A 24,141-nucleotide genomic window follows, 5' to 3' on the forward strand; every position below is an offset into this window, starting at 1 on the left:
CTGTGACGTGGGCTACCTCAGCCCGCCGTATAGGCCTGTGTGGTGCGATCGGCCATGCTTCGGGCCTGCGCTGCGTCCATGCCGGAGGCGACGGCCGCGGCGTACCACCGCTCGCTGGATCCGGTCATGAACGCACGCCCCTCATCGCCGGCCGCCCACGCCGCTCCCTCCTCGGGAGTTATCCGATCGTTGGGCGACGCGATGTATCCGGCCAGGCCGAGAAGCCCGGAATCCCAACCGACTCCGACAGCTCCGGGGCCGAACTGCAGCCAGTGCTCATCATCGTCGTTGATGTCGGAGACGTGTTCCAGCGTGAAGGTGGCCCGATCGCCGGACTCGGGCGTGATCATCACCTCTATCCAGCTGGTGACTCCCATGGCTTCCCAGGATGCGCTGAACGAATGAGGTGCGTCGCACGCTAGCACTGTTCCAGATGCGTTGCCCTCCAAGGAGTAATGACCCCCCAGGCGCAGGTCCCCGGTGATCGGCAGGAACCAGCGCGGGATGCGTTCGATATTGGTACAGGCATCCCACAGGTCCTCGGCATCGGTGCCGTAGGTCTGACTGACAGTCACGATGCGTGCCGCGCGCGCCTCGAATGTCGTGGTGCCGACGGTACGGCGGACGGCGTTGAGCTGGTGTTCGACATCTATCACGAGGCATTCTCCTTGTGCGTGTTGGTTGTGCGGCGTCGACGCTTGCCGCGAGCGATTTCGGTGCCGAGCGCATCCAGATGTGGAGTCCAGTTGCGGCGAAAGGTGTCCAGCCAGCGATCCACCTCGCGCAGCGGTGCGGTGTCCACGCTGTAGAGACGGCGGGTTCCCTCGATACGAACTGTTGCGAATCCGTTGTCGCGCAGTACCTTCAGGTGTTGTGAGACGGCCGGCTGGCTGATCGCGAATTCTGAGCGGATTACCTCGGCGACGGCACCGGAGGTCATCTCCCCCGCGTGAATCAGCTCCAGAATGCGGCGGCGCACCGCGTCTCCGAGTATGTCGAAGGCGTGCACACCGCGATATTAGAAGAACACACTTATATAAGTCAAGGATGAAATACTAGCCCCAGGTGAGTGGGTCGAGCTGTAGGTAGAATTCCAATCGACCGGGGTCCGTAGGTGTTCCGTAGCTGTCCAGGAACCGTGCGTGCACCGTGCCCGCGCGAGTGTCTTCGGACCAGGTCTCGCGGGAATTGGCGAAGAGCAGTGCGAGATCGGCATGTCGGTCAGCCAGCCCAAGCCTGCCGAGATCGATGAATCCGGCCACCGTGAAATCGCCCGGAACGATGAGGATGTTCGGCAGGCACAGGTCGCCGTGGCACACGACTAGGGCGCCGGGTTCCTGGGTGAGGCGTTCAGGAAGCTCGGCGGTGACGCGGGCCAGGAGCTCGGCCGCGGGAATCTCGCGGTCCCGGTCGGGCAGGAAGTCCGCGTTGACGGCGTCGCGGGCCACCACGTCGCGCGCCAGCGCCATGGTGGCGGCGAGATCCCGCGTGAAGGGACAGTCTGCTGTCGGTATTGCGTGCAGCCGCCGCACCACGTCGGCGATGGCAGACCACGCCCCGTGCAGTTCCTCCGGGTGGAGCTGATCGGCGGGTACACCCTCGACCGCCGAGGTGACCAACAGCGGACCGCCGGGCCCTGTTGTCCATTCAAGAACGGTCGGGCACGGGACATCTTGAGTGCTAAGCCATTCGATGCGATCGCGCTCGCCCTCGAGGTCGTCGCCGCCCACTTTCGCGTAGCGCGAGCGATCGGGCGACCGGTAGACCAAGGCTCCGGACTCCCCCGTAGTGACGGGTACCCAGGCCGAGAGATCGATTAAACGCCCGTCCAGGCCGAATCGAGCCGGTGTGCGACATCGATCGTGCGGGCCGCCATGGCCTTGGGGTTGTCGACCTCGTTGGCGACGTATTTGGCGATGAACCGGCTGATGAGCTGGTCAACCCCCGCCAAGATGCGTAGCAGCTCCCCGCGGATGGTGGTGGAGGACACATCGACTGTGATGTCCGAGGGGCCGGGCGGTGCAACATCGATGATCAGCTGCAGCGGCGCGGCGGCGCGGGCGGTCGCCTTGAGGTTGATGTTGCCCGCGACGTTGAACCGGCTCTTGTCGAGTTTCAGGTCGATCAAGAGATCGATGGCCAGCGGCACCTGGATGTCGAAGGTGATGATTTCCCCGGCGTTCCGGGTGACGATCGGGTCCAAGATCTGAACCTTCGCGGTAACCTTCGCGATTTTGCCAGGCCCTTGGGCCATGGGGCCAACCTCGAACGGCTCGCCGGCGATCGACGCGACCGCGGCCCTTACCCGGGCTTCGCTGACGGCTATCTCGAAGAACGCCCTGCCGAACTCCTCGTAGGAGAGGTACTGGTGGACACTTGCCTCGCTATCCATAGTGAGAGATACCGTCTCATGGACGGGGCCGGAAGTGTGAACTGTCGGGGTGTCCGTGTGTCAGAAACCCCGAACGCCCGACGATCGAAACGATCGTCGCATCAGTAGCAAACATGTGACGGATGTTACGTTGCACGTAAGTAGCTAGATATCGCATGTACGGCTATATGTGGCTGGCGCGGGCACCGCACGTGTTGGCCGGGACCCGGCTGGACTGAGTTGTGGTGGCTCTGAGCGAGCTCGCCAGTGGTGATGGCCCGGCGGACGTAGGCCCTTCTTCTTCGATCGTGCGGCCAAACTCCTGCATACGCAAGGGGTTGCGGTGTACCAGTGTCTCGACCTGCTCCCGCTCAATCCGCACGACGGCGACCTCGCCGACCGCGTACGCGCCACCGATTACTGGCTGGCGCGTCAGCGTGCTCTTCCCGAAAAGGAGCCCTCGTCGAGGGTGTCCACCGATATCCTGGGGCCGTCTTCGGTGGCCGCCTTGTCTCAGAGGATGTAGAGCATCTCCTGGTAGGTCGGCAGCGGCCAGAGGTCGTCGGCCACTATCCCCTCGAGCACGTCGGCAGCGGCGCGCACCGCATCCATCGCGGGCAGCAGGCTCTGGGCGTGCTCTGCCTCCTCCAGCGCGGTGGTCGCGAAATCACTCTCGACCCCCTTTCTGAGGTCGGCGAGCGCGTTGACCAGATCGGAGATGGGAGCAGACACGTCCTCCAGCAAGGTGGTGCTGGGTTCAACTCCGGCGGCCTTCAGTGCGGCGACGTTCTGGGCGATCTCGGTCTGGTAGCGCACCGCCGCGGGGAGCACCACCGTCAAACCCAGCTCCAACGACAGCTTCGCCTCGACGTGAATGGTCAGTGCGTACTGCTCGAGACCGATCTCGTAACGGCTGTGCATCTCCCGGTCGTTGAAGACCTTGTACTTGTCGAACAGCGCGAGGGCGTCCGGCTTGATCAGCTCGGGCAGCGCGTCCAAGGTGGTCTTCAGGTTCGGCAGGCCGCGAACGGCCGCCTCGGTCTGCCACTCTTCGGAGTAGCCGTCGCCGTTGAATACCACCGCACCGTGTTCGGTGATGATGTCGGTGAGGAGCTGCTGAACGGCCTCGTCGAAGTCTGTGCCATCGGCGACCTCCTTCTCCAGGACGGTGGCGATGTAGTCCAGCGATTCGGCCATGATCGTGTTGATCGTGACCATCGGCGCTGCCACGGTCTGCATCGATCCCGGTGCGCGGAACTCGAAGCGGTTACCGGTGAAGGCGAACGGGCTGGTGCGGTTGCGGTCGCCCGGATCGGTAGGCAGGACCGGGAGCGTGTCGACACCGATAATCATGCTGCCCTTGCCTTTTGACGAGGTTGCCGCACCCTTGGCGATCTGCTCGAAGACATCGGCCAGCTGATCGCCGAGGAAGATCGAGATGATGGCCGGCGGGGCCTCGTTCGCGCCGAGGCGGTGATCGTTGGTGGCTGAAGCCACTGAAACCCGTAGCAGCCCACCAAATTTGTGCACGGCCCGGATCACCGCAGCGCAGAAGACCAGGAACTGTGCGTTCTCGTGCGGTGTGTCGCCCGGCACTAGCAGGCTGCCGAACTGCGAGTTCCCCAGCGAGAAGTTGACATGTTTGCCCGAACCGTTGACGCCGGCAAAGGGCTTCTCGTGGAACAAGCACTCCATGCCGTGCTTCTTGGCGATCGTCTTGAACGTCGTCATGAGCAGCTGCTGGTGGTCCGAGGCGATATTGGCGCGCTCGAACATCGGGGCGATCTCGAACTGGCCGGGCGCGACCTCGTTGTGCCGGGTCTTGGCCGGGATGCCAAGTTTGAACAGTTCACGCTCTGTATCCATCATGAAACCGAGGACACGCTCGGGCACCGCGCCGAAGTAGTGGTCGTCGAACTCCTGACCCTTCGGCGGCTTGGCGCCGAACAACGTGCGACCGGCGTTGATCAGGTCGGGGCGAGCCAGGAAGAAGTGACGGTCCACCAGGAAGTACTCCTGCTCCGGACCGCAGAACGACACGACGTGATCAAAGCTGCTGTGGCCGAAAAGTTTCAGGATGCGCTCGGCGTGCTCACCCATCGCCTGCTGACTGCGCAGCAGCGGGGTCTTGTGGTCGAGAGCCTCACCGGTCATCGACACGAACACGGTCGGGATGCACAAGGTGTTGCCGTTGGGGTTTTCGAGGATGTACGCGGGGCTGGTGACATCCCAGCCGGTGTATCCCCGCGCCTCGAAGGTGTTGCGCAGGCCGCCGCTGGGAAAACTGGAGGCATCCGGCTCGCCCTGGATCAGGGTCTTGCCCGCGAACTCGGCCAGGGTCGCACCGTCGCTGACGGGTTCGAGGAAGCTGTCGTGCTTCTCCGCGGTCAGACCGGTCAACGGGTAGAAGACGTGCGCATAGTGCGTCGCACCCTTCTCAAGTGCCCAGTCCTTCATCGCCGAAGCGACGGCATCGGCGACGGCCGGGTCCAGCTTGGCTCCCTGCTCGATCGTGGCGGTCACGGACTTGTAGACCGACTTGGGAAGCCTCTGTTGCATCACGGCCTTGCTAAAGACGTTCGCGCCGAACACCTCACCCGGCTCTTCACCGACCACGAAGCTGATTGCCGGGGGCACGTAGGCCTCGACATTATTGATCGCCTGCAGCCGGACAGCATTTCCGCTCATTGACTTCCTATCGCTGTGACGTGCCCGCATCCGATTCGCGGGCGACCAACGTGGCTACGTTAGGGACAATCGATAACCGGCATGTTTCCCGTACATCAACAGCAGAATGCCGGGCTGTGGGTTTCCTCCGCGCATGCCGTGCCGTTTTCGGCTCGTGCCGAGTACTTCACGCAGACGCAACATGTGGGAGCTGCATTTGACATATCTGCTGCGCATTCTTCTGGCCGCGGCTCTTAGGCCGTGCACCTTTCAGAGCCGCCAAGGAGGAATGCCGCTAGTGGATGGTTTCCCAACAATGGGTGTCCCGAATACTGGGGATACTGCGTGGATGCTGGCCAGTGCCGCGTTGGTGTTATTGATGACGCCCGGTCTGGCTTTTTTCTATGGCGGCATGGTCCGCGCGAAGAACGTGCTCAACATGATCATGATGAGCATCAGTGCGATGGGTTTGGTGACGGTGCTGTGGGTGCTTTACGGGTACTCGCTGGCGTTCGGCAATGACGTGTCGGGCTTGTTCGGTGATCCGGCGCAGTTCTTTGGGCTCAAGGGTTTGATCGGCGGCAATGGCGCTGAGGCGGTGGCCGCTGATCCGGCTAATGCTGTGGATGCGGTCGCGGCGGTCAATATCCCGTTGGTGGGAACCATCCCGGCCACAGTGTTTGTGGCGTTTCAGTTGATGTTCGCGATCATCACGGTGGCGTTGATTTCCGGTGCGGTTGCTGATCGGTTGAAGTTTGGTTCGTGGTTGTTGTTCGCGGGTTTGTGGGTCACGGTGGTGTATTTCCCGGTGGCGCATTGGGTTTTCGCGTTCGATGGCGTGGCTGCGGAAAAGGGTGGCTGGATCGCTAACCAGCTCAAGGCAATCGATTTCGCTGGTGGTACCGCGGTGCATATCAATGCCGGTACGGCTGGTTTGGTGTTGGCGTTGATGCTGGGTAAGCGCAAGGGCTGGCCCGGGACCCCGATGCGTCCGCATAACCTGCCGTTCGTGATGCTCGGCGCGGGTTTGTTGTGGTTTGGCTGGTACGGGTTTAACGCCGGTTCGGCAACGAGCTCTAATGGTTTGGCGGGCTCGACGTTTGTCACGACCACGGTGGCTACCGCCGCGGCGATGCTGGGCTGGCTGCTCACCGAGCGTGTGCGCGATGGGCATGCGACCTCGCTGGGTGCGGCCTCGGGAATTGTGGCCGGTCTGGTGGCGATCACCCCGTCGTGTTCGTCGGTGAATGTTGTTGGTGCTCTTGCTATTGGCGTCATCGCGGGTATTTTGTGTGCGCTGGCCGTCGGGCTGAAGTACAAGCTGGGATTTGATGACTCGCTCGATGTTGTCGGTGTGCACCTTGTCGGCGGTATCGTCGGCACCTTGCTCATCGGTTTGTTCGCCGCACCCGAGACCGGCGCGGCTGTGGCCGGCCTGTTCTACGGCGGCGGACTAGAGCAGCTATGGCGTCAAGCCGCTGGCGCCGGGGCGGTTCTGCTCTATTCGGCGATAGGCACCGCTATCGTTGCTGTCATCGTGAAGTACACCATTGGCCTGCGCATTAGCGACGAGGGAGAAGCGGCAGGAGCCGACGAATCCCAACACGCAGAAGGCGCATACGACTTTGTCGCACTCGGCGTCGGATCAGTCATCGGGAATTTCGGAGTCTCGCAGACAGAGGGACGCCCCCTCATCTCCAATAGAGAGGCATGAGGGACATGAAACTCGTTACGGCGATCGTCAAACCGTTCACGCTCGAGGACATCAAGACCCAACTCGGACAAACCGGTAACCCCAGCATGACGGTCAGCGAGGTGCAGGGCTACGGCCGGCAGAAGGGCCACACCGAGGTGTACCGCGGCGCCGAATACTCGGTCGACTTCGTACCGAAGGTCAAGATCGAGGTCCTTGTTGACGATGATGCTGTCGACAAGGTCGTTGAGGTCATCGTGACCGCCGCACGCACCGGCAAGATCGGCGACGGCAAGGTATGGGTGAGCCCGGTTGACTCGGTGGTGCGGGTGCGCACCGGCGAACAGGGCGCCGACGCTCTCTAACAGTTCGCATAACGCCGGATGATATTTGCGCTCAGTTGGTTTCGTTCCCCGGCCACTCGGCGCCCGTGCAGCGCTCTATTACGGATAGTCGTGCGGTCCGTCGTGTGAAGGCCGTCTCTACGCACTAATGTCACCAAGGGTGGAGAGACATACCATCGTCTTTGGCAAAGACGCGCTGGCGATCCGGATCGCGGAGGAACTCTGGACCGCTGGTGTCGTCGTCGCCGCGTTGGACAGCGTCGGCGGTTTAGGCGAGGTGGAGATCGCAGGCGCCGCAGCGATCGTGTGTGCCGGGTCTGATGATGCCCAGAACCTCGAAATCGCCCTGCTGGCCCGACAACTCAACCCGGCAGTGCGTGTGGTTATCCGTATGGTCAATGACGTACTTCGCGAGGCCGTCGCGGTGGACGGTGGGCCGGGTGCGGTGCTCGGTGTCGCCGATCTGGCGGCTCCTTCGGTAGTCGAGGCCTGTCTGCGCCGTACGACCCACACCATCACGGCGGCCGGCACGGACTTCATCATTTCCGGCACCGATGCGCCGCGTGACGGTACGTTGCGCGAGTTGTACGGCGACCTGGCCCCGGTTGCCGTGGTGCACGGGCACGGCTCGTCCACTCCCGGCCAGGTGGTGGCGTGCCCTGGCCGGGATTTGCGGGTGCGCCGCGGCGACTGGACAGCCATGATCGGAACCGTCGACGGGCTCGCCGCCCAGGGAATTACGCCGACATCAGGCATGGCGTCTTCCCGGGGTCGGCGCTCTGGGGTGTCGCGGCTACTGCTCGGCATCCGTGCCTTCCGGGAGGATATGAACCCAATTTTCTTCCGCGCCCTGGGGATTGCGATGGCCTTGTTGGCCGGGGCCACGGTGCTACTGCGGTACACGTATCAACGGCCCGGAATGAGTTACGTAGATGCGCTGTACTTTTCGACCGAAACAATCGCGACTGTGGGCTACGGGGACTTCAGCTTCGCCAACCAGCCGACCTGGTTGCGGTTGTTCAGCATCTTCCTGATGTTCGCCGGGATTGCGACCACGGCGGTGGTCATGGCGTTCGTCGTGGACCTGCTGCTGTCGCAGCGCATCGCCCAGAATTCGGGACGGCGTAAGGTCCGGAATCTCACCAACCACGTCATCGTGGTCGGCCTGGGGTCATTCGGCATCCGGGTGGCGCAGGACCTGAAGGCCGCCGGGCACGATGTCGCCGTGATCGAACAGTCCGAGAACAACAGGTATCTGGCGACTGTCGCCAATCTGGGGATCCCAGTCATATTCGGCGACGCGACCCTGCCGCAGACATGGGATGCGGCGCAGATCGATGGGGCGCAGGCGGTTGCGGTGCTCACCCACGACGATATGGTCAATATCGAGACCGGCATCGTGTTGCGGAACCGGTTGGGCGCCAGATGGTCTGACGTCCCGGTGGTGCTGCGCATCTTCGACCGCAATCTCAGCACTGCGGTGGCTCAGCGGTTCGGGTTCGGTAACGTCCGCTCAACCGTCGACCTCGCGGCGCCGTGGTTCATCGGTGCCGCCATGGGACTGCATGTGCTGAGCACGTTCTCGGTCTGTCAACAATCCTTCACCGTCGGCGGGGTTTTCGTGGAAGACCGCAGTGAGCTGGACGGTATGCGGATGGCCGACCTATCGACGCAGACAAGGGTTGTAGCGATCAGCCGGAACGGTGCGCCAATCCGGCTGCACCCGCGTCGAGACACGCGGCTGGGGGCTGGGGATACCGCCTACGTCGTCGGACCGTACCGCGAGCTGCTGGAGACACTCCGCATGGGGCGTGCGGCCAATCTGGTGTGACGATCCCACCGCCGCGTTTTGGCTGGCCGCGGCTACCGGCGAGCCCGAAGCAATCGAGACTCTGGCCCAGGCCGCGGTTTCCACTCTCGCCCGATGGCGCAACGAATGGATCGCCCGCCCCGAGATCGCGGTGTCGCTACAGCTGACCGGAATGCGCCCGGTGACCGACCGAATTGCCACGGTCGGTCACCTACACCACGCAGTGATGCCAGCGGTCGCGGGTACGGCTCCTGGCCGTAATTCATCCGGCGGAGAGGAAGCCACCCACTGGCGTAACGCAATCAGCACCGACAACTCGCTCCGGGACATGATCACCGGCCGATGCGTACTACTGGTCACAGACTCGACCCCTACCCGATGGCCCATCACCGTCGCCGCCGCTCACCTGCGAAAGGCCGGAGCCCGAACGGTACTGCCACTGCTCATCCACCACCCAGCCTGACCCTGCTTGAACTGGCATTGATTCAGAAGCTAAAAATCCCTCCGTCAGAAGGGATTTTTGGGCTCCCACGCCGGCAACTCACGCTGCGGTACGGATGCCCTCGGGGCCAGCAGCGACTCCCCCCGAGGGTCGTCTCGTGACACAACGAAACGGTCGTTGCGGATGCGTGCACGAAGACAGGGGGAATCGAGTTCCCGGTGGTGCCATACTCGTATCGCGGAGGTGCCTGCCAGTGTCCGATACACGATTGGCCGCGCTCACGGCGCGTGTCGAGTACACCGATCCGATGATGCGTGCCCGCACGGCGATCGTCGGCGGTCTCGTCTTGCTTGGGCCGACCCTGCTGGTCGTTCTCAAGCTGCTCGATGCCGCACCGACAGCGATCATCGCTGCGGGTGGTGCCGCACTCACGCTGGCGTTCGTGTTGCGGTTCTTCGGACCGGCCGCCAGCCACCGGGCGTCGGTGCGGTTGGGCATCATTGATGACCATGTGGTGATCGGTGACGAGGTCATCGGTCACCAGGATCTCGTGCGCCCGCTGGCAGAGGTCATCTCCGTCGAGATCAGTGGCACCGTGGCCGACCGCACCCTGATACATCCCGGCGCCGGGATGTATCAGGTGGCGGGCTCGGAGTACCTCACTATTGGGTTTCGGCCTCGCGACGTCGGCCCATCGGTTCCCGTGCAGACCGTCGAGGTGGCGGCAAACGCGGCCGACCCGGTGACCGAGATCATCATCCGGGCACTGCACGACGTCGCCCCCGCCGATGTGAAGTCACCTACCGAGCCGCCGCTATCCCCTACTGCAGCCTCACCGGCGGCCGACGAGCGGTTGTGGGGTGTTGCCCGCCAGATCCACGATTCGGTGCTCGCCGCGTACGGCTGCTACGAACTGGACCCGTCGCTGTTCCTGCGCTACCCCGGCGTCACCGACGTGACCCGCGAACCGGTGATGGACTTCCAGATCGCACTGGCCGAGGCTCAGGCGCTGCGCACCGACACCTATCCCGGCGACCCCGCATTGGCTGGCCGCTACCGTGTCGCGGTCGATACCCTGCGCCGAACGTGGGCGCGCTGCGAAGCCGACGGTAAATCCGCCGCGCTCGATGATCTGCCACCGTCGACACGTGACGATCTAGCCACCGCAGGCAAACTGCTGGCCCATGCCGAGAGCGCCTCGTACGGTGCCGAAAAGGCTGCTTACCTGCGACGTGTTCAGGACATCGTGGCCCGGCTGTCGGAGCGTGGTGTCGTACACCCGCCGCCACAGGTCACCGTGGCGATCGAGGCCGCCGCCCGTCGGGCGCTGGAGGCCTGACCGTCAGCTCGCCGGGCCGAGGTACTGACCCGTGCGCAACTCGTAGAGGAGGCTGGCGTCGGAGTCGGCGTGCTCGTACGCCACCCGCGCCACCGGCCACGACGGATTCGGGCGCGACCGCGGAAAGATCGTCACCGACAGCTCCCGCCGGTCGACGTCGTCGACACCCGACCGGCGGGCGGCGTCGTCGAGTATGGCGCGCAGCCGCGTCGGGTCGACGTCGTAGAGGACGAATGGGGTGGGCGTGGAGTCGGCGGCGCCGACGTTGCGTTCGACGGGGAACTTGCCTGCAGACACTTCGATCTTGCGTTTCTGATCGCCGATATTCGCCTCGACGCCGAAACTCCCGTACTGAGTCGAGGAGGCGTAGAACCGGAAGTTGCTGAGCATCGCTTCTGCACCCGGAGGCCACTGTGCGGCAAGCACTTCCGGCACCCTCCGCATCGTTTCAGCGACGTCGGTGACATCCCACCACGGCGCGACGGTGCCGTCCGGCAGCACCTCGACGACGACACCGCTCGCCATGGTCAGCCGAAGGCGCAGCTCACGTCCCGCGTCGGCATCGAGCCGCCGCAGCACGATTGATCGCACCTCACCGGTGCCGGTCGGAAACATCGCCGAGGCCCGCGTTGCGACGTCGCGAATATCGAGAGCGGCGAAATCCCGGTCGGTGAATATGTTTCTGCTGCGCGCGTCGTTGCGGGTGTCGACCTCCGGATCGCTCATACCGAACGTCTTCGTGTAGCGGTGATGGATGTAGCGGTCACCCCCGCGGTGCGCGTCGACGGTCCAGCCTCCGATGTCGGACGACACGAGCAGTAGCGTCGACAACGCCTCGGGGTCGACGCTGCGGACGTGAGCGAGCGCGGTTTCCCACAGGTCGACGGCCGTGGAATCGTCCTGACGCTCACCGACCGACGGCACCGCGGTGGCGACCGACCGGGGCAGCGACAACGCGAACACGCGCGACGGGACAGCGATCAACACTGCGAGTGCGACAGCCAGGGCGACAGCTCCCGAGAGCGCTGCCCGCGCCGGAGGCCGACCGGAAAAACTAGGTGTGACCGTGTTTCCGGGTGCGGGCACGTCGCGGGCAGCAAGACTGACCTCTTCACCCAACGCCATGCGACGCACCTGCTCGTCCGACATCGGCAGGCGCAGCGTCACCTCCCGCGCCAGGTCCCCCCTCGGTGCGACGGTCCCGATGAGCACAGCTTCGTCGTCACCACCGAGCGGATCGGCGCTCCGATCAATCGCCGTTGCCCGGAACGGGACGTCAACGAGACCCAGGCCCAACCCCCGCTCCGGCGGGCGGATCGCGACGGCGATACCGGCCACGACCAGGGGAATGGCGATCAGCAGCCAGGCCAGGGTGCTAAAAGCCGCGATCCCGATACCCGACCCGAGCAGCACTCCGGCGAGGCCACCGCGAAGAAACGGACGGGCGGACACCCGTCCGAGACTATCCGCACCACCAATCCCGAGGTGCTGCCGACGCTGCATTCGGAGACGCATCATGATGACTGCGCGGTTGCCGACCCACCTGCCACGTCCAGACTTCACGAGTTCCTCCTCCAGGCTGTGGCCCCCTGGTATGCCTGGACGTCGCGTGACCGTTCACCACACGCAGAGTTGTACGCGCCGATTTGGTGACCAGCGCTTCTGCCGCCGCCGCTTACCGTCGGCTTTTCCTGCCTTCGCTCTTCACCCCGGTAAGACATGGTGCCGTTGGGCAAGGTGATGACCCCGATAATCGGTCAAGCGGAGCCTCGCACCTATGGTCGACGAGTTGGTCCCCCACAGAGAAGCAATTGGGACACGAAAATCCCCTCCGACCTAGGTCAGAAGGGATTTTGTTGTCGGGCTGACAGGATTTGAACCTGCGACCACTTGACCCCCAGGAAGTAGTGGTAGTGCATCTGCGCAGGTCACCGGCGGTCTTCGCTACTGGGACGCGAGGGGCGACGTTCATGGACGTGCGGGTCGCTCGGCATCGCGCATAACGTGTGGTCCCTAAGTGGTCCCAGCGCAACCTCCCCCGACGGCCCCTGGGAATCATCTCTAGCTGATATCAGTTAAAGCTGATAGTATCCCATTGTGCGGAAATGGGAGGTCGATCTGACCCTCATCGAAGCGTGGATCGACACCCTCGATGACGAGGAATACGACAACGTGATTGCGGCTCTTGAACAACTGGAGGAACACGGACCCGTCACGCGCCGACCATTCGTGGACACCCTCGAAGGATCGGAGCACCCGAACATGAAGGAGCTTCGACCACGCGCCACGAAAGGCGGAGCCCACATACGAGTGCTCTTCGCCTTCGACATCCAGTCTCGGGCGATCATGCTGGCCGCCGGAGACAAGGCAGGAAATTGGACCAAGTGGTATTCGACGAACATCCCCATCGCCGATCGCCTGTTCACCGAACACCAAGAGAAGCTATTGAAGGAGGCTGACGCGGCCAAAGCCGCCAAGCCGAAGACAAGAAAGGGGAAGAAACGATGACCACGCTTGATGACCTTCGACGTCGCCGGCCGGGCAACCGTGCCCGCATCGACACAATCAAGGACGAGATGGATCGCGAGGTTGCGCAGTACCGCCTCCGCGAGCTGCGTGAAGACGCTGGTTACACCCAGACCTCCCTCGCAGCAGCCATCGGCGTTGGACAGAACCGCGTTTCCCAGATGGAGCACGGCAACCTGGGCACCAGCCGCGTCGACACCCTCCGCAAGTACGTCGAGGCCACCGGCGGCGAGCTGGAGGTCGCGGTGAAGCGCCCAGACGGGTCTCGCGTCTTACTGAGCCTCTAGCATCCGCCGACGGCCCACGGCCTTGGGCTCCACACGCTCGTCAGCGCGACTCGATCGGCCATCCGGGCCGCATTGACCGAGCGGCATCCAGGTTTTCCTGCTGCTCAAAGTAATTGGCAAGGCTGAGCTGTTGCTCTTTGCGCCCGAGCCTTGTGCATCGTGCCCGGCCTAATGGGCGCACGCCCGGAACGTCGATCTCCTCGGGGACGGTCAAGGTCGCGGTGAACCCTTCCCAGCCTGGGTCAGTCGATCTCCAGTGAACGCAAGTGTTCATCGGTGGTTCCGAATAGGGCTGGCCACTCTTCGTTCGAGCCCGTGCGCGCGGCGGCGGCGAGTTGAGCGGCGACGGCGCGGCACTCCTGCGATGAGCGCCCCTTGCCAACACAAAACTGCACCAAAGGATGAGTCATGGGGTCGCGCGAAAGTAGTTTTCTTCCAGGTCGGGGCCGCTCTCTGCTTGTTGTCGGAGTGGTCGATGACCAGGGTGGCGTCGATGTCGATGTGCAGCCAGACCCCGGTAACGGGGGCGGGCTGCTGCTCGGGCCACACGCACCCGCGGTCGCCGGTGATTCTCGCGCCGGCAGCGAGATGCGTGACGTTCATGGACGCGCAGACCGTTCAGCATCGCCCATAGCGTGTGGTCCCCGACTGGTCCCCGGAAGAAGGCACAGCGCCGCCGGATCGGGAGATGCTAGGAGCGAAGCGCTGTGGCGCTGTTTCCGCATTCCGCGGTAGTATTCGAATGTTCCGAAAATCATTGCGGATAGTTCAGTTAGGAGCGGACGTGAGCGCCGAAGCCGCAGAGGCAGCCACCTTTATCCCAGAGGATCCTGACGAGCTTGCTTCGGTCGTCGGGTTTCTCGCTACCCATGAACGACTCCGAGGAACGGTGGCTTCGCCTGGTTATGCCCTCGTGGGGATCGGTGAACATGACCGCATCGAGTTGCCGCGTTCAGTGCACCAAGCGTTGACCAAGGTGGTAGCTGCGTTACATGCCGGCAAGGCGGTCACCATTGCGCCTCAGACGATGAAGTTGACGACCCAACAGGCGGCAGATCTGTTGGGAGTCAGCCGCCCAACGGTGGTCCGCCTGATCACCGACCGGACGTTGCCGGCTGAGCGGATCGGCAATCGCCACCGACTGCTGCTCGACGACGTTCTCACCTACCGTGAGCAACGTCGTACTCGCCAGTACGAGGCGCTGGCGGCTACAGCGGTCGACATCGACATCGACGCCGACGACGATCCGAAAGTCGTTCGCCAGCAGCTGCGCGAAGCGCGCCGAGTCGTCGGCGAACGGCGCCGGTCCAAGGCCACGCGCTGACGCCATCCGAGAATGTTCGCCGCGATGTTGGACACCTATGCGCTGTGGCCCAGCCTGCAGCGCGACTTTCTGCTCTCGCTGGCGATCGAGGGGTTGTACCGGCCGCTGTGGTCGACGGCAATTCTCGATGAACTGAGCCATCACGAAGCGCAGAAGCTCGTAAGTCGCGGCCACGAGCCAGCTTCTGCAGTGCACCGGGCCCAACACAACACCTGGTCGATCAAATGAGCGCGGCATTCGATGACGCCATCGTGGCGAACTGGGAAAGCCTGGAAGGCACGTTCGGGCTGCCCGACATCAACGACGAACACGTGGTGGCGGCTGCACTGGTTGGTGGAGCGGATGTGACCGTGACGAGCAACTTGAAAGACTTTCCACCGCAACAGATCCCCCAACCGGTGAAGGTGATCTCACCTGCGCAGTTCGCTGCTGACACCGTGGCGGTGTCGCCCGACAACGCCCGCCAAGCGGTCATTGTAATGGCTACCAGATTCGTTCGACCGCCGTCGACCCTCGACGAGATCCTCGACCACCTCGCGGCACGCTACGCCATGATCGAGGCCGTCGAACTTATCCGGGTCGCCACGTAACAGATACTCAAGGAGAGCTGACCGTTAGCGGAGTCGAGAGTTTCCCGGGTGAGTTGGACACGCTACGTACCGACAATGTGCGTTTGCGTCGTCTCCTCAAATTGAGCGAGGAACAGGCTCGCGCAGCCGCTGGCGACCAGGCGACACTGACAGGAGCGCCGGCCTCACCGGTGACGATGGGCTCCAGCTCCGCCGATAAGGTCCGGTTCTTCTTCGAGTTGTTCCGTTGTCGCACTGATGTTTACGCGGTGCGCTGGGAGAACCGGCGAGATGGCCGCTCGGGTTGGATGCCGGCGATCAAGGGCTACTGGCGTAAGGGCATGAATCGAGCCGACGCCCCCTACCTACCGCTGACCCCAGAGGTCATTGATGCCCATCTGCGGGGCGAGGCACATATCGGCCTGTATCCGCTCAACGATGACGACACCTGCTGGTGGGTCGCCGCGGACTTCGACAAGGAAGCCGCGATGCTCGACGCGCTCGCGTACATGAAAGCGGCCCGCTCCTATGGGATTCCGGCTGCCCTGGAGGTGTCACAATCCGGGCGAGGAGCGCATGTCTGGATCTTCTTCGCCCATGCGATCTCGGCATCGGTCGCCCGCAGCGTCGCTACAAGTCTGCTGGGTGAGGCATTTCGCGTGCGTGGCAGTATGCAGCTGAGTAGCTATGACCGCTTGTTCCCGTCCCAGGACGTGCATACCGGGCGTGGAGTGGGCAATCTGATCGCCGCACCGCTGAACGGTAAGCGCCGTCAGCACGGCACCACCGTCTTCCTCGATCCCGCCACCCTCGAGCCATACGAGGATCAGTGGGCGTATCTGTCAAGCATCGCCCGATTGTCCACCAAAGACGTGACCGCGTTGGCGCGCCAACTCCCCGCCCCACAGATCGGCCACAACGTGCGGCGTCTGCGGCTACCGACGTCGTCACGCATCATCCCGCGGCCGGCGGCAATCGTGCGCGCAGAGTTCACATCACGACTCACCCTGACCGCCAACGATCTTGGCCCAGCGATGATCTCGGCCGTCAAGCATGCCGCATCGATACGCAACCCGGAATTCGATGCGCGCCAACGCGCCCGACGCAGCACCTGGGATACACCGCGGTTCCTCTACAGCTACGACGAAACGGCCCACGGTGATCTCGTACTCCCCCGCGGTCTTCATCCTCTGCTGACAGAACTCGTGGAATCGGCCGACAGCACGCTACACATCGACGATAAACGCATCCCCGGTCAACCCCACAAGTTCATCTGCAGCACGCCGTTGCGCACCGTTCAGACCACCGCACTGCACCAACTCCTCGCACAGGACGCCGGTGTCCTCATCGCACCACCGGGCGCCGGCAAGACGGTCATCGCCTGCGCAGCAATCGAATCGCGGTCCACCTCGACCCTGGTCCTCGTCGATCGCAAAGCGCTGGCCGATCAATGGCGCGACCGGATCAGCAGCCACCTGAGTTTCGCATGTGGTCAAATCGGCGGCGGGCGTTCGAAGACCACGGGCGTCCTCGATATCGCCCTACTGCCAACACTTGCCCGCCGCGGCAACGTCGAAGACATCACCGCCAACTACGGTTTCATCATCGTGGACGAATGCCACCACGTCGCAGCCAGCGCGTTCTTCGGCGTCCTGAGCCGCATGGCCGCGCGGTACTGGCTCGGACTGACCGCCACCCCGGAACGCCGCGACGGGCTCGAAGACCTGATCTATCACCAACTCGGGTCACACCACGTTGCCATCAGCCAGCCCAGCACCGGACAACTCCCGGTCGACGGTTCCGGCCTGCTGACGCCCTACCCCGTTCTGCACCTGCACCCGACCGAATTCCAATACCGCGGCGACGCCGAGCCCAACGTGCCAGGAGGCATGGCCGAAATCTATCGAGCCCTCGTCGCCGATCAAGCGCGACTCGACCAGATCGTCGCCGACGTCCTGACCGCCTCCGAAACCGGAGCCAACATCCTGGTGCTCACCACATGGGTCGAGCACCTCAACGCCATCACCGACCGGCTTCAGGCCGCCGGAAAGACCGTCACTGTCCTCAGTGGCGGCATGAAGGCTCGTGAACGCCGCCAGATCGCCGACCAACTTGCCAACCACACGCCCACTTCGGATCCGCTCCTGATCGTCGGCACCAGCTCGTTCATCGGGGAAGGCTTCGATTGCCCCGCCCTCGACACCCTTTTTCTCGCCGCGCCGATCACCTTCAAGAACCGACTCGTGCAGTACGTCGGTCGCGTCACCCGCCCCTACCCCTCGAAGAGCACCGCAACCGTGCACGACTACCACGACGCGCACACCCCCGTCATCGCCTCATCGCTGAAGAAACGAGCGCCCGGCTACGTGAAAATGGGCTTCCCCGACCCGCGCAAGATGATCCGATAGACCCCGGGCCATCCCACTTGACGATCGGACAAGTGCGCTATCGCGAGCCCGAAAGCCGAGATTTGTGGTCCCAGCCAGCTCTCAGCTGAACCACGGTAAAGGTACTCGTCGATCAATTACCACAGGTCAAAGCCTACTTCTCTTGGTCGGGCTGACAGGATTTGAACCTGCGACCACTTGACCCCCAGGAAGTAGCGGTAACGCGCTTTCCCAGGTCGTCGGCGTCTTCCGCCGTTGTTGCGTGATGTGTAGCGTTCACGCACGCGCAGGTCGTTCAGCATCGCGCATAACGTGTGGTCCCAGAGTGGTCCCCAGCGGTGGTCGCAACCATCATTTGCCATGTACGTACATTCGCCGTACGATAAAGTAATCGACAGCTGCAAGCAGAGATGACTAAAGGAACAAGGAGGTGTCGCTGTGGCAGTCAAAACGAAGCGCATCGAGCTTCGCGCGGAGCAAGCGACCTTGGACCGTATCCAGCACGCCGCCAACCTTGTCCATGAGCAGACGTCGGAGTTCGTCCGGAAAGCTGCAATGCAACGGGCCGAGGACATCCTGCGTCAGGAGCTGGTAACGGCCATGGAGCCCGAACAGTTCGACAAACTGATGTCCTCGCTCGATGCTGCTGACGACGCGCCGCGGCTGGCGGCAGCCGCACGCAAACCAGCGGTCTTCACACGGCACTGAACAATGTTCGAGTCCGCGAGACTCGCAGATGCACACACGCTGGAAGAATTCGACTGCGGTAAGGCGTCGCTGAATACCTGGCTCCTCGCCCATGCCCGTCGCGCGGACAGCAGCGGGGTCGCCCACGTCTACGTGTGGACCCCGCTCGGCGAACAGAAAGTCAACGCCTATTTCGCCATCTGCCCCACCGAAGTAGTGCGCAACGACGACGGCGTCTCGGGATCCATGGCCGGCGGCTATACCCGCATACCCGGATACTTGATTGCTCGCCTGGCGATCGACGCGCCGCTGCGGGGTCAGGGTTATGGCGAGCAGCTGCTCCTTGACGCGCTAGGCAAGGCCGTCGCCGCGTCGGAAATCGGCGGCGGCCGGCTCATCGTCGTTGATGCCGTAGACGACGAGGCACAATCCTTCTACGAGCACTACGACTTCGTTCCCGTCCGCAACCGGGAGCGTCGTCTGGTCATGAAAGTGTCCACCGCTGCGAAAGCGCTCGGCGAGCGCTGGCGGGGGGTGAACCGTTCCGCCGAAGAATGTGCTGGACAAAGGAGTTGACCGTTAGCGGGGTCGAGGGTTTCCCTGGGGAGTTGGACACGCTGCGTGCCGACAACGCGCGTTTGCGTCACCTTCTTCGGCTGAATGAAGAACAGGCACGTGCAGCTGCCAGTGACCAGGCGACACTGACAGGAGCGCCGGCCTCACCGGTCACGATGGGTTCCAGCTCTGCTGATAAGGTCCGGTTCTTCTTCGACCTGTTCCGTTGTCGCACCGATGTTTACGCGCTGCGCTGGGAGAACCGGCGAGATGGCCGATCGGGTTGGACGCCGGCGATCAAGGGCTACTGGCGTAAGGGGATGAATCGGGCCGACGCACCCTACCTGCCGCTGACCCTAGAGGTCGTTGATGCCCATCTGCGGGGCGAGGCGCACATCGGCCTGTACCCACTCGGCGATGACGACACTTGCTGGTGGGTCGCGGCCGATTTCGACAAGGAAGCCGCGATGCTCGACGCGCTCGCGTACATGAAAGCGGCTCGCTCGTCTGGGATTCCGGCTGCGTTGGAGGTATCACAATCGGGGCGCGGAGCTCACGTGTGGATCTTCTTCGCTCATGCGATCTCGGCTTCGGTCGCCCGCAACGTCGCTACAAGTCTGCTGAGTGAGGCATTTCGGCTGCGTGGCAGCATGCATCTGAGTAGCTATGACCGCTTGTTCCCATCCCAGGACGTGCGCACCGGGCGTGGGGTGGGCAATCTGATCGCCGCACCGATGAACGGTAAGCGCCGTCGGACCTGGATCGGACAGTGCCGAACTGTGGGCCTCGCTCGCCTGCCTCGGCGATGCGTGGTCGGAGTACCTGCGGTTAGAGGACCAGCTGACCCAGGCAGCACGCTCGGTCGCCATTACCGACGAGCAATGGCGAGCGACCAAAGAGGGCAAGGCGCTGATTGCCTTCGTTCAGCCTCCGTATGCCGTGTTGGCACCGTACTGAGCCTGATCCGGGGTGAAACCGTCAAACTCCAGTTGGTTGACCAAGGCCGAAAGGGAGAACGAGGTGTAATCCAGGTAGCTCTTGGCCTTCTTGACTGCCTGCTCATTCCAGTCCACACCCCCATTGGCCTCGATGTGTTCGACCGCGAAGGTGCCGTCTGCCGTACTGAAATCGTCGAACTCCAGTTGCTTGATCAACCCTTGCTTGGAGAACGCGGTGTATCCCAGGTAGCTCTCGGCTTTCGCGATTGCGTTGTCCTGGGCGGGGGTGAAGCGGGGCTTAGCGGGGGGCGGGGGTTCTGTTGTCGTTGGGGCGACAGCCAAAGTCCTGGACGTGGTGCCGGAGTTGGACGACGAGGACGACGAGGACGAGGTCTTCTTGTCGCTGTTGCCGATGGAACCGAGGACGATCAACGCCAATATCGCCGCTCCTACTCCGAGGGCGATCTTCGCTCCTCTGGACATGCCCGGCTTCGCGGCTTGGCCAGCGGCTTGTGTCGGTGGGCCAAATGGGGCGTAGTTCTCAGTCCACGCTTTGCCGTCGAAATACCGTTGGCGGCTCGGATCAGATGGATCGGGATACCAACCCGCTGTTGGCGCCCTCATAAAGTCCCCCCTCTTGCTTTGCTGCTCAACCACAGGCGAGGGACAGCATAACCACATGGTTGAGGAACTGGTTAACATTTACCCCAGGTCAGAAAATACTTCTCTCGGTCGGGCTGACAGGATTTGAACCTGCGACCACTTGACCCCCAGGTAGCCGAACGGTGTTAGCGGGTACCCACCCGTGACCGGTCTTCGCAGCTCAGCGCAATTTGGTTACACGGACGGACACCCGCGGATCGGCCCGAAATTGGCGTGGTTGGGGTACGCGTAGGGGTACGACAGCGATTCGCAGGCGGCCTGCATGTCGGTACCTTGCGAGACCATCGTGCGATGAGCACACAGCACCCGTTCCATGAGGACCGGCCCGACGATCTACCCATAACGGCCGAAGTGTGGGAAGCGGCCCGAAAGTACGTCGACATCGGGTTGACCACCGCCATCTATCGGGCGATCAAGCAGCTTGAGGCCGAAGTCGTCGCGCTGCGCGACAGCCGATGAACCCGCGGTGGTTCGCTTCCGGCGAACGGTGCACCGGCATGTCGCGGAACCGCAATCGGCGCGGCCGCAAGTAGCGTCGGTGGTCATGGCGGATGCCGACCGCAACCCCACCTACCTCCGCGACCTCGCCGGGTATGTCGCGGAGTTCCGCGCCGCGTTCGTGTCGTTCCTCGAGCTGCACACACCGACCTATAGAGGGCCTGGCATCGGGATGCTGCCCGCCGTCATGCCGCTCGACGGTGTCGACGAAGCCGAACTGGAAACCCGGCGCGCCCGCGTATCGACCGCGGCCGGACGTGCACGCCGTGCGCCGTCACTGACCGGCGTTCTGTTCGGCGTCCGAGGATTCAACGGTGCCGTCGACCCGGTTGCCGCATGGAACACAGTCACCCAGCCCAAGCCCCTGCTCGAACCGGCCAACATTATCGACGCCTGCGACCAGATGATCGGATCGCTAGAAGACATGGCCGCACGCGCCGAAGTCGAGTTGCCGCCGACGGTCGACGTCGCGCAGATGCACCCGGCAGTGTGGGGTCAGGCCGCCCGTCTGTGGCGTGACGGCCACTACCGGCAGGCGGTGTCGGCCGCCGCGGATGGCGTTGTGCAGTTGGTGAAGGCGCGCACCGGTGGGCCGGAACTCGACGACACGACGCGGTGGAATCAGGCGTTCTCCGAGAAGGACCCCGAGCCGGGCAGACCGCGTCTTCGGTGGCCGGGCGACCAAACCGACCGAACCGTGGTGTCGATGAACGACGGACTACGTCGGTTCGCGCCGGGCGCGCAACTGACGATCCGCAATCCCGCCACCCACGGACCGGGCGAGATGACCCAACAGGAGGCCGTCGAACGCCTATCGGTTCTCAGCCTGTTGGCGCGGTGGGTCGACGAATGCGACCTCATCGAAGCACTCGACCCGTCGGCGGGAACGCCGTGACCATCGCGGCGTTCGTCCTCGGCGTGCTCGGGTTCGGTCTGGCCGCGTCATCGCTGACGTGGCAGATCTACACGTTCCTCATGCAGGGCGCGCGGCCGAAACTCACCCCCGTGATCGGCATGCTCACACCGGGCGGCATGGTCACCAACGACGCCACCCGCGACATCCGTAAGTCATTGGTGAGCACCGCCAAACAACTGTCACCCGGCCCGCTGATCGTCGGTGTCAAGGTCGTCAACGCTGGGCGGGCACCGTTCCATGTCGCCGGGTGGGCTATCCGCGCCGACCCCAGCGGCACATCCTTCAACGTGCTCGGCGAACAAATCGGCTCACCGGAGGTGCCATGCGACATACCTGCGGGTGCCGAGGAGATCTTCTTCATGTATCTGAACGGGGCGACCAACCTGAAGTCAGGCGCGGACCGCATCGAAGGCACACCGCAGCAGATCGTTGCCACCGTGTTGAGTGGCGGTCGCACTCACGTGTCTAAGCCGATTGCGTCGGTGAATCTGGCCATCGAGTCGGGCGGTGCGCCGTGAGTGATCAAGTCAGCCTGTGGGATTCGGTGTCGACAGGGCTCGGCATAGGTGGTTCTGCGGCCGGTTTGATTGGTGCAGCATGGGGTGCCGCGTTCGTGGTGCGCCGGTGGTGGAACCGCACGATAGGTCGCCGTCGCGCACAGTCCGACATCCTCGACCAACTGTGCTGCACCAGCTCCATGACGTTCGTCGAATCGAAGCTCGGGGTGCCGCAGTTCATCACCCATCCCGACGACCGCGAGGAACGCGTCTACCGCCTCCCCGGCGCGTGGGTCATCGTGCACCCGGTCGCCGGTGCAGTGCGCTGGTTCTCCATCACCATCACCGACCCCGACATGTACTACGACATCGGACCGACAACCCTCGGAAACCTGCCCATTCGCCTCGGCGTGAGCACTTTCGCGGACGCACCACCGTCGGAACATGAGTCGTTGCAGATCGGCGCACGAGACGCCACCTTCGTCCGGTACTACGACTACGGGAACACCGCCGGTGGCGGGCAGCCCTACTGGCTCGCCTTCAACCCGGTCGGCTGCGGCACCTTCAGCGGCGGCGAACCGTACGGAACGGGCACCTTCACCGGCGACGGCCTTGGCAGCTACGGCACGCCGCCGGACACCGCCGGGATCACCGCCAACACGCTCACCGTCATGTCCCCCGAGGGCAATCCCAACGACATGCGGGAACGGTGGCTGCACGGCCCACACCACGACCACGTGAAGCTAGCGGTACGCGAACGCCGGAAGTGAGGACAGTGCGCGCATTGTTGCACCCGCCGGGCCGCCCAGATTGGTTGCGGCGCAACCACACACGGCCCGCTGCACCCGGCCGACACCCGTCGATCGGCCACCTCGGGCCGCGGCCGCCGAATTTTTCGGCCGCGCAATAAAAAAGTCATGACTACCGCGGGCGGAAGTCACCTCACCTCCCCCACCAACATTCTGGGGGTAGGGGTCGATCCGGTCGACGGCGTGACGGTTCTTGCCGCCCCGACGGCCCGCTGCGCGACGAGCGCGGCCCACGCTCGACCCGTGGGCCGCCTGGCCGTTCAACGTGTGGCGGCTCGCGCGGTGGTGGTCGCGGCACCCCGGCGCGCAACTTACGAAGGAGACTCGCCGGGGCACCGCGCCGCGGCCGGGCATAGGCGGTTGCCCTTCGCCCGCCCGGCGCGGTTCGGGGTGCGCCTAGACTAGACAGCGCTCGCCCCACACGTGTCGGCGAAGTGCAGCACCCGCGGTGCGAGAGGTGTTTGGGACGGAGCCAACTGACGGCGGGTGAAGCCAGGACCGGTTTGCAGCAAGTACATACCGCGCCTTCCCTGGAATCGGCCGATCAGCTCGCGGACGGTTGCGGCGTCCTCGGCAACGTTCGGATACATGACGTTGTCCAGTTTTTCCTGAAGCGGACCCATGAGGGGCTGAATCGCCTTGATCATGTCCAGGACGCTGGGATCGGAATCCAACTCCTCGAGCTCGCGACGCTTGAGCCAGGGTTTGTTCCGGTTGTCGTTGATGAACTCCAGCATGAAAGCCCGGTCCATGTTGATCTTGACCTCAGGATTGTCACAGACACTCGCGTTGAAGCTCCACTTGAACGCGTCAATGCCC

At 63.6% G+C, this 24,141-nt stretch carries 27 protein-coding genes and 2 pseudogenes; 19 read left to right on the forward strand and 10 right to left on the reverse strand.

The window, feature by feature from the left end; genetic code table 11:
• Positions 1 to 17: 17 nt before the first annotated feature.
• From B4383_RS18165 to B4383_RS18180, 4 genes are read right to left on the reverse strand one after another with little or no spacing between them, the layout of a single operon-like run.
• Positions 18 to 656 carry an SRPBCC family protein gene (locus B4383_RS18165; protein ID WP_078292474.1) on the reverse strand — a complete coding sequence of 213 codons (639 nt, stop codon included), beginning with the start codon at positions 654 to 656 and terminating at the stop codon, positions 18 to 20.
• Entirely contained in the window at positions 653 to 1,009 is a 357-nt protein-coding gene (locus tag B4383_RS18170) for a metalloregulator ArsR/SmtB family transcription factor (RefSeq protein ID WP_078292475.1), read from the reverse strand. Before B4383_RS18170 ends, B4383_RS18165 begins: the two co-directional genes overlap by 4 nt.
• Positions 1,010 to 1,055: 46 nt before the next feature.
• A complete protein-coding gene (locus tag B4383_RS18175; RefSeq protein WP_078292476.1) occupies positions 1,056 to 1,832 on the reverse strand; it encodes an APH(3'') family aminoglycoside O-phosphotransferase in 777 nt (258 codons plus the stop codon).
• Complete coding sequence (locus tag B4383_RS18180) at positions 1,817 to 2,392, reverse strand: hypothetical protein (protein ID WP_078292477.1); 576 nt, start codon at positions 2,390 to 2,392, stop codon at positions 1,817 to 1,819. The genes B4383_RS18175 and B4383_RS18180 overlap by 16 nt, the downstream gene beginning before the upstream one ends.
• A gap of 322 nt (positions 2,393 to 2,714) precedes the next feature.
• Between B4383_RS18180 and B4383_RS18185 the strand changes: the two genes are divergently transcribed.
• Positions 2,715 to 2,897 (forward strand): hypothetical protein, encoded by a 183-nt coding sequence (locus B4383_RS18185; RefSeq protein ID WP_078292479.1) that lies wholly within the window; start codon positions 2,715 to 2,717, stop codon positions 2,895 to 2,897.
• Here the strand turns inward: B4383_RS18185 and B4383_RS18190 are convergent.
• The gene (locus tag B4383_RS18190; protein WP_078292480.1) at positions 2,885 to 5,059 is read right to left on the reverse strand and encodes a glutamine synthetase III; all 2,175 of its coding nucleotides are present in this window, start codon (positions 5,057 to 5,059) and stop codon (positions 2,885 to 2,887) included. The genes B4383_RS18185 and B4383_RS18190 overlap by 13 nt on opposite strands.
• 277 nt (positions 5,060 to 5,336) lie before the next feature.
• Here B4383_RS18190 and B4383_RS18195 point away from each other — a divergent pair, with 277 nt between their 5' ends.
• From B4383_RS18195 to B4383_RS18215, 5 genes are all read left to right on the forward strand, one after another.
• Positions 5,337 to 6,752 carry an ammonium transporter gene (locus B4383_RS18195; protein ID WP_176138408.1) on the forward strand — a complete coding sequence of 472 codons (1,416 nt, stop codon included), beginning with the start codon at positions 5,337 to 5,339 and terminating at the stop codon, positions 6,750 to 6,752.
• Positions 6,753 to 6,757: 5 nt separating this feature from the next.
• Positions 6,758 to 7,096, forward strand: coding sequence for a P-II family nitrogen regulator (locus tag B4383_RS18200; protein ID WP_078292482.1), 339 nt, complete (start codon positions 6,758 to 6,760; stop codon positions 7,094 to 7,096).
• Positions 7,097 to 7,223: 127 nt separating this feature from the next.
• Positions 7,224 to 8,906 (forward strand): NAD-binding protein, encoded by a 1,683-nt coding sequence (locus B4383_RS18205; RefSeq protein ID WP_078292483.1) that lies wholly within the window; start codon positions 7,224 to 7,226, stop codon positions 8,904 to 8,906.
• Complete coding sequence (locus tag B4383_RS18210) at positions 8,887 to 9,348, forward strand: hypothetical protein (RefSeq protein WP_078292484.1); 462 nt, start codon at positions 8,887 to 8,889, stop codon at positions 9,346 to 9,348. The genes B4383_RS18205 and B4383_RS18210 overlap by 20 nt, the downstream gene beginning before the upstream one ends.
• Positions 9,349 to 9,580: 232 nt before the next feature.
• The gene (locus B4383_RS18215) at positions 9,581 to 10,666 is read left to right on the forward strand and encodes a hypothetical protein (RefSeq protein ID WP_078292485.1); all 1,086 of its coding nucleotides are present in this window, start codon (positions 9,581 to 9,583) and stop codon (positions 10,664 to 10,666) included.
• A 3-nt stretch (positions 10,667 to 10,669) separates the two neighbouring features.
• On the opposite strand, the gene B4383_RS18220 is transcribed toward B4383_RS18215, so the two are convergent.
• The gene (locus B4383_RS18220) at positions 10,670 to 12,118 is read right to left on the reverse strand and encodes a hypothetical protein (RefSeq protein ID WP_139360865.1); all 1,449 of its coding nucleotides are present in this window, start codon (positions 12,116 to 12,118) and stop codon (positions 10,670 to 10,672) included.
• Positions 12,119 to 12,763: 645 nt separating this feature from the next.
• On the opposite strand from B4383_RS18220, the gene B4383_RS18225 reads away from it, so the two are divergent.
• Both B4383_RS18225 and B4383_RS18230 read left to right on the forward strand, forming a co-directional pair.
• Entirely contained in the window at positions 12,764 to 13,174 is a 411-nt protein-coding gene (locus tag B4383_RS18225; protein ID WP_078292486.1) for a type II toxin-antitoxin system RelE/ParE family toxin, read from the forward strand.
• Complete coding sequence (locus B4383_RS18230) at positions 13,171 to 13,479, forward strand: helix-turn-helix transcriptional regulator (RefSeq protein WP_078292487.1); 309 nt, start codon at positions 13,171 to 13,173, stop codon at positions 13,477 to 13,479. The genes B4383_RS18225 and B4383_RS18230 overlap by 4 nt, the downstream gene beginning before the upstream one ends.
• Positions 13,480 to 13,721: 242 nt before the next feature.
• Here the strand turns inward: B4383_RS18230 and B4383_RS26725 are convergent, their stop codons facing one another.
• Positions 13,722 to 13,889: a hypothetical protein gene (locus B4383_RS26725; protein WP_176138406.1), complete on the reverse strand. Its 168-nt coding sequence runs from the start codon at positions 13,887 to 13,889 to the stop codon at positions 13,722 to 13,724.
• Positions 13,890 to 14,263: 374 nt separating this feature from the next.
• Between B4383_RS26725 and B4383_RS26925 the strand changes: the two genes are divergently transcribed.
• From B4383_RS26925 to B4383_RS18260, 6 genes are all read left to right on the forward strand, one after another.
• On the forward strand, positions 14,264 to 14,803 hold the full coding sequence (locus B4383_RS26925) for a helix-turn-helix domain-containing protein (RefSeq protein ID WP_078292489.1): 540 nt from the start codon (positions 14,264 to 14,266) through the stop codon (positions 14,801 to 14,803).
• 12 nt (positions 14,804 to 14,815) lie between these two features.
• Positions 14,816 to 15,031 carry a hypothetical protein gene (locus B4383_RS27195; RefSeq protein WP_286150664.1) on the forward strand — a complete coding sequence of 72 codons (216 nt, stop codon included), beginning with the start codon at positions 14,816 to 14,818 and terminating at the stop codon, positions 15,029 to 15,031.
• Positions 15,028 to 15,393 carry a hypothetical protein gene (locus B4383_RS27200; protein ID WP_286150665.1) on the forward strand — a complete coding sequence of 122 codons (366 nt, stop codon included), beginning with the start codon at positions 15,028 to 15,030 and terminating at the stop codon, positions 15,391 to 15,393. The genes B4383_RS27195 and B4383_RS27200 overlap by 4 nt, the downstream gene beginning before the upstream one ends.
• A gap of 101 nt (positions 15,394 to 15,494) precedes the next feature.
• On the forward strand, positions 15,495 to 17,780 hold the full coding sequence (locus tag B4383_RS18250; RefSeq protein ID WP_286150666.1) for a DEAD/DEAH box helicase: 2,286 nt from the start codon (positions 15,495 to 15,497) through the stop codon (positions 17,778 to 17,780).
• A gap of 417 nt (positions 17,781 to 18,197) precedes the next feature.
• Positions 18,198 to 18,467 carry a DUF1778 domain-containing protein gene (locus B4383_RS18255; RefSeq protein ID WP_078292491.1) on the forward strand — a complete coding sequence of 90 codons (270 nt, stop codon included), beginning with the start codon at positions 18,198 to 18,200 and terminating at the stop codon, positions 18,465 to 18,467.
• Positions 18,468 to 18,470: 3 nt separating this feature from the next.
• Positions 18,471 to 19,022 (forward strand): GNAT family N-acetyltransferase, encoded by a 552-nt coding sequence (locus B4383_RS18260; RefSeq protein WP_078292492.1) that lies wholly within the window; start codon positions 18,471 to 18,473, stop codon positions 19,020 to 19,022.
• Between the two features lie 902 nt (positions 19,023 to 19,924).
• Here the strand turns inward: B4383_RS18260 and B4383_RS18265 are convergent.
• Positions 19,925 to 20,422 (reverse strand): Ltp family lipoprotein, encoded by a 498-nt coding sequence (locus B4383_RS18265; protein WP_286154542.1) that lies wholly within the window; start codon positions 20,420 to 20,422, stop codon positions 19,925 to 19,927.
• Positions 20,423 to 20,461: 39 nt separating this feature from the next.
• Positions 20,462 to 20,641 (reverse strand): annotated as a pseudogene (locus B4383_RS27455) (DUF2510 domain-containing protein); the annotation flags it as partial.
• Positions 20,642 to 20,893: 252 nt separating this feature from the next.
• Here B4383_RS27455 and B4383_RS26735 point away from each other — a divergent pair.
• From B4383_RS26735 to B4383_RS18285, 5 genes are all read left to right on the forward strand, one after another.
• Positions 20,894 to 21,061, forward strand: a complete 168-nt coding sequence (locus B4383_RS26735; protein WP_176138410.1) for a hypothetical protein — start codon at positions 20,894 to 20,896, stop codon at positions 21,059 to 21,061.
• 85 nt (positions 21,062 to 21,146) lie between these two features.
• Positions 21,147 to 21,995, forward strand: coding sequence for a TIGR02391 family protein (locus tag B4383_RS18270; protein WP_078292512.1), 849 nt, complete (start codon positions 21,147 to 21,149; stop codon positions 21,993 to 21,995).
• Positions 21,992 to 22,534: a hypothetical protein gene (locus B4383_RS18275; protein ID WP_078292513.1), complete on the forward strand. Its 543-nt coding sequence runs from the start codon at positions 21,992 to 21,994 to the stop codon at positions 22,532 to 22,534. The genes B4383_RS18270 and B4383_RS18275 overlap by 4 nt, the downstream gene beginning before the upstream one ends.
• Entirely contained in the window at positions 22,531 to 23,283 is a 753-nt protein-coding gene (locus tag B4383_RS18280; protein WP_078292514.1) for an ETEC_3214 domain-containing protein, read from the forward strand. The genes B4383_RS18275 and B4383_RS18280 overlap by 4 nt, the downstream gene beginning before the upstream one ends.
• 147 nt (positions 23,284 to 23,430) lie before the next feature.
• The gene (locus tag B4383_RS18285) at positions 23,431 to 23,727 is read left to right on the forward strand and encodes a hypothetical protein (RefSeq protein WP_078292516.1); all 297 of its coding nucleotides are present in this window, start codon (positions 23,431 to 23,433) and stop codon (positions 23,725 to 23,727) included.
• Here B4383_RS18285 and B4383_RS18290 read toward each other — a convergent pair.
• Positions 23,724 to 24,141, reverse strand: a pseudogene (locus B4383_RS18290) (hypothetical protein); the annotation flags it as partial. The gene B4383_RS18285 and the pseudogene B4383_RS18290 overlap by 4 nt on opposite strands.

It is taken from the genome of Mycobacterium sp. D16R24 (genome assembly GCF_002013385.1).
GTDB lineage: Bacteria > Actinomycetota > Actinomycetes > Mycobacteriales > Mycobacteriaceae > Mycobacterium.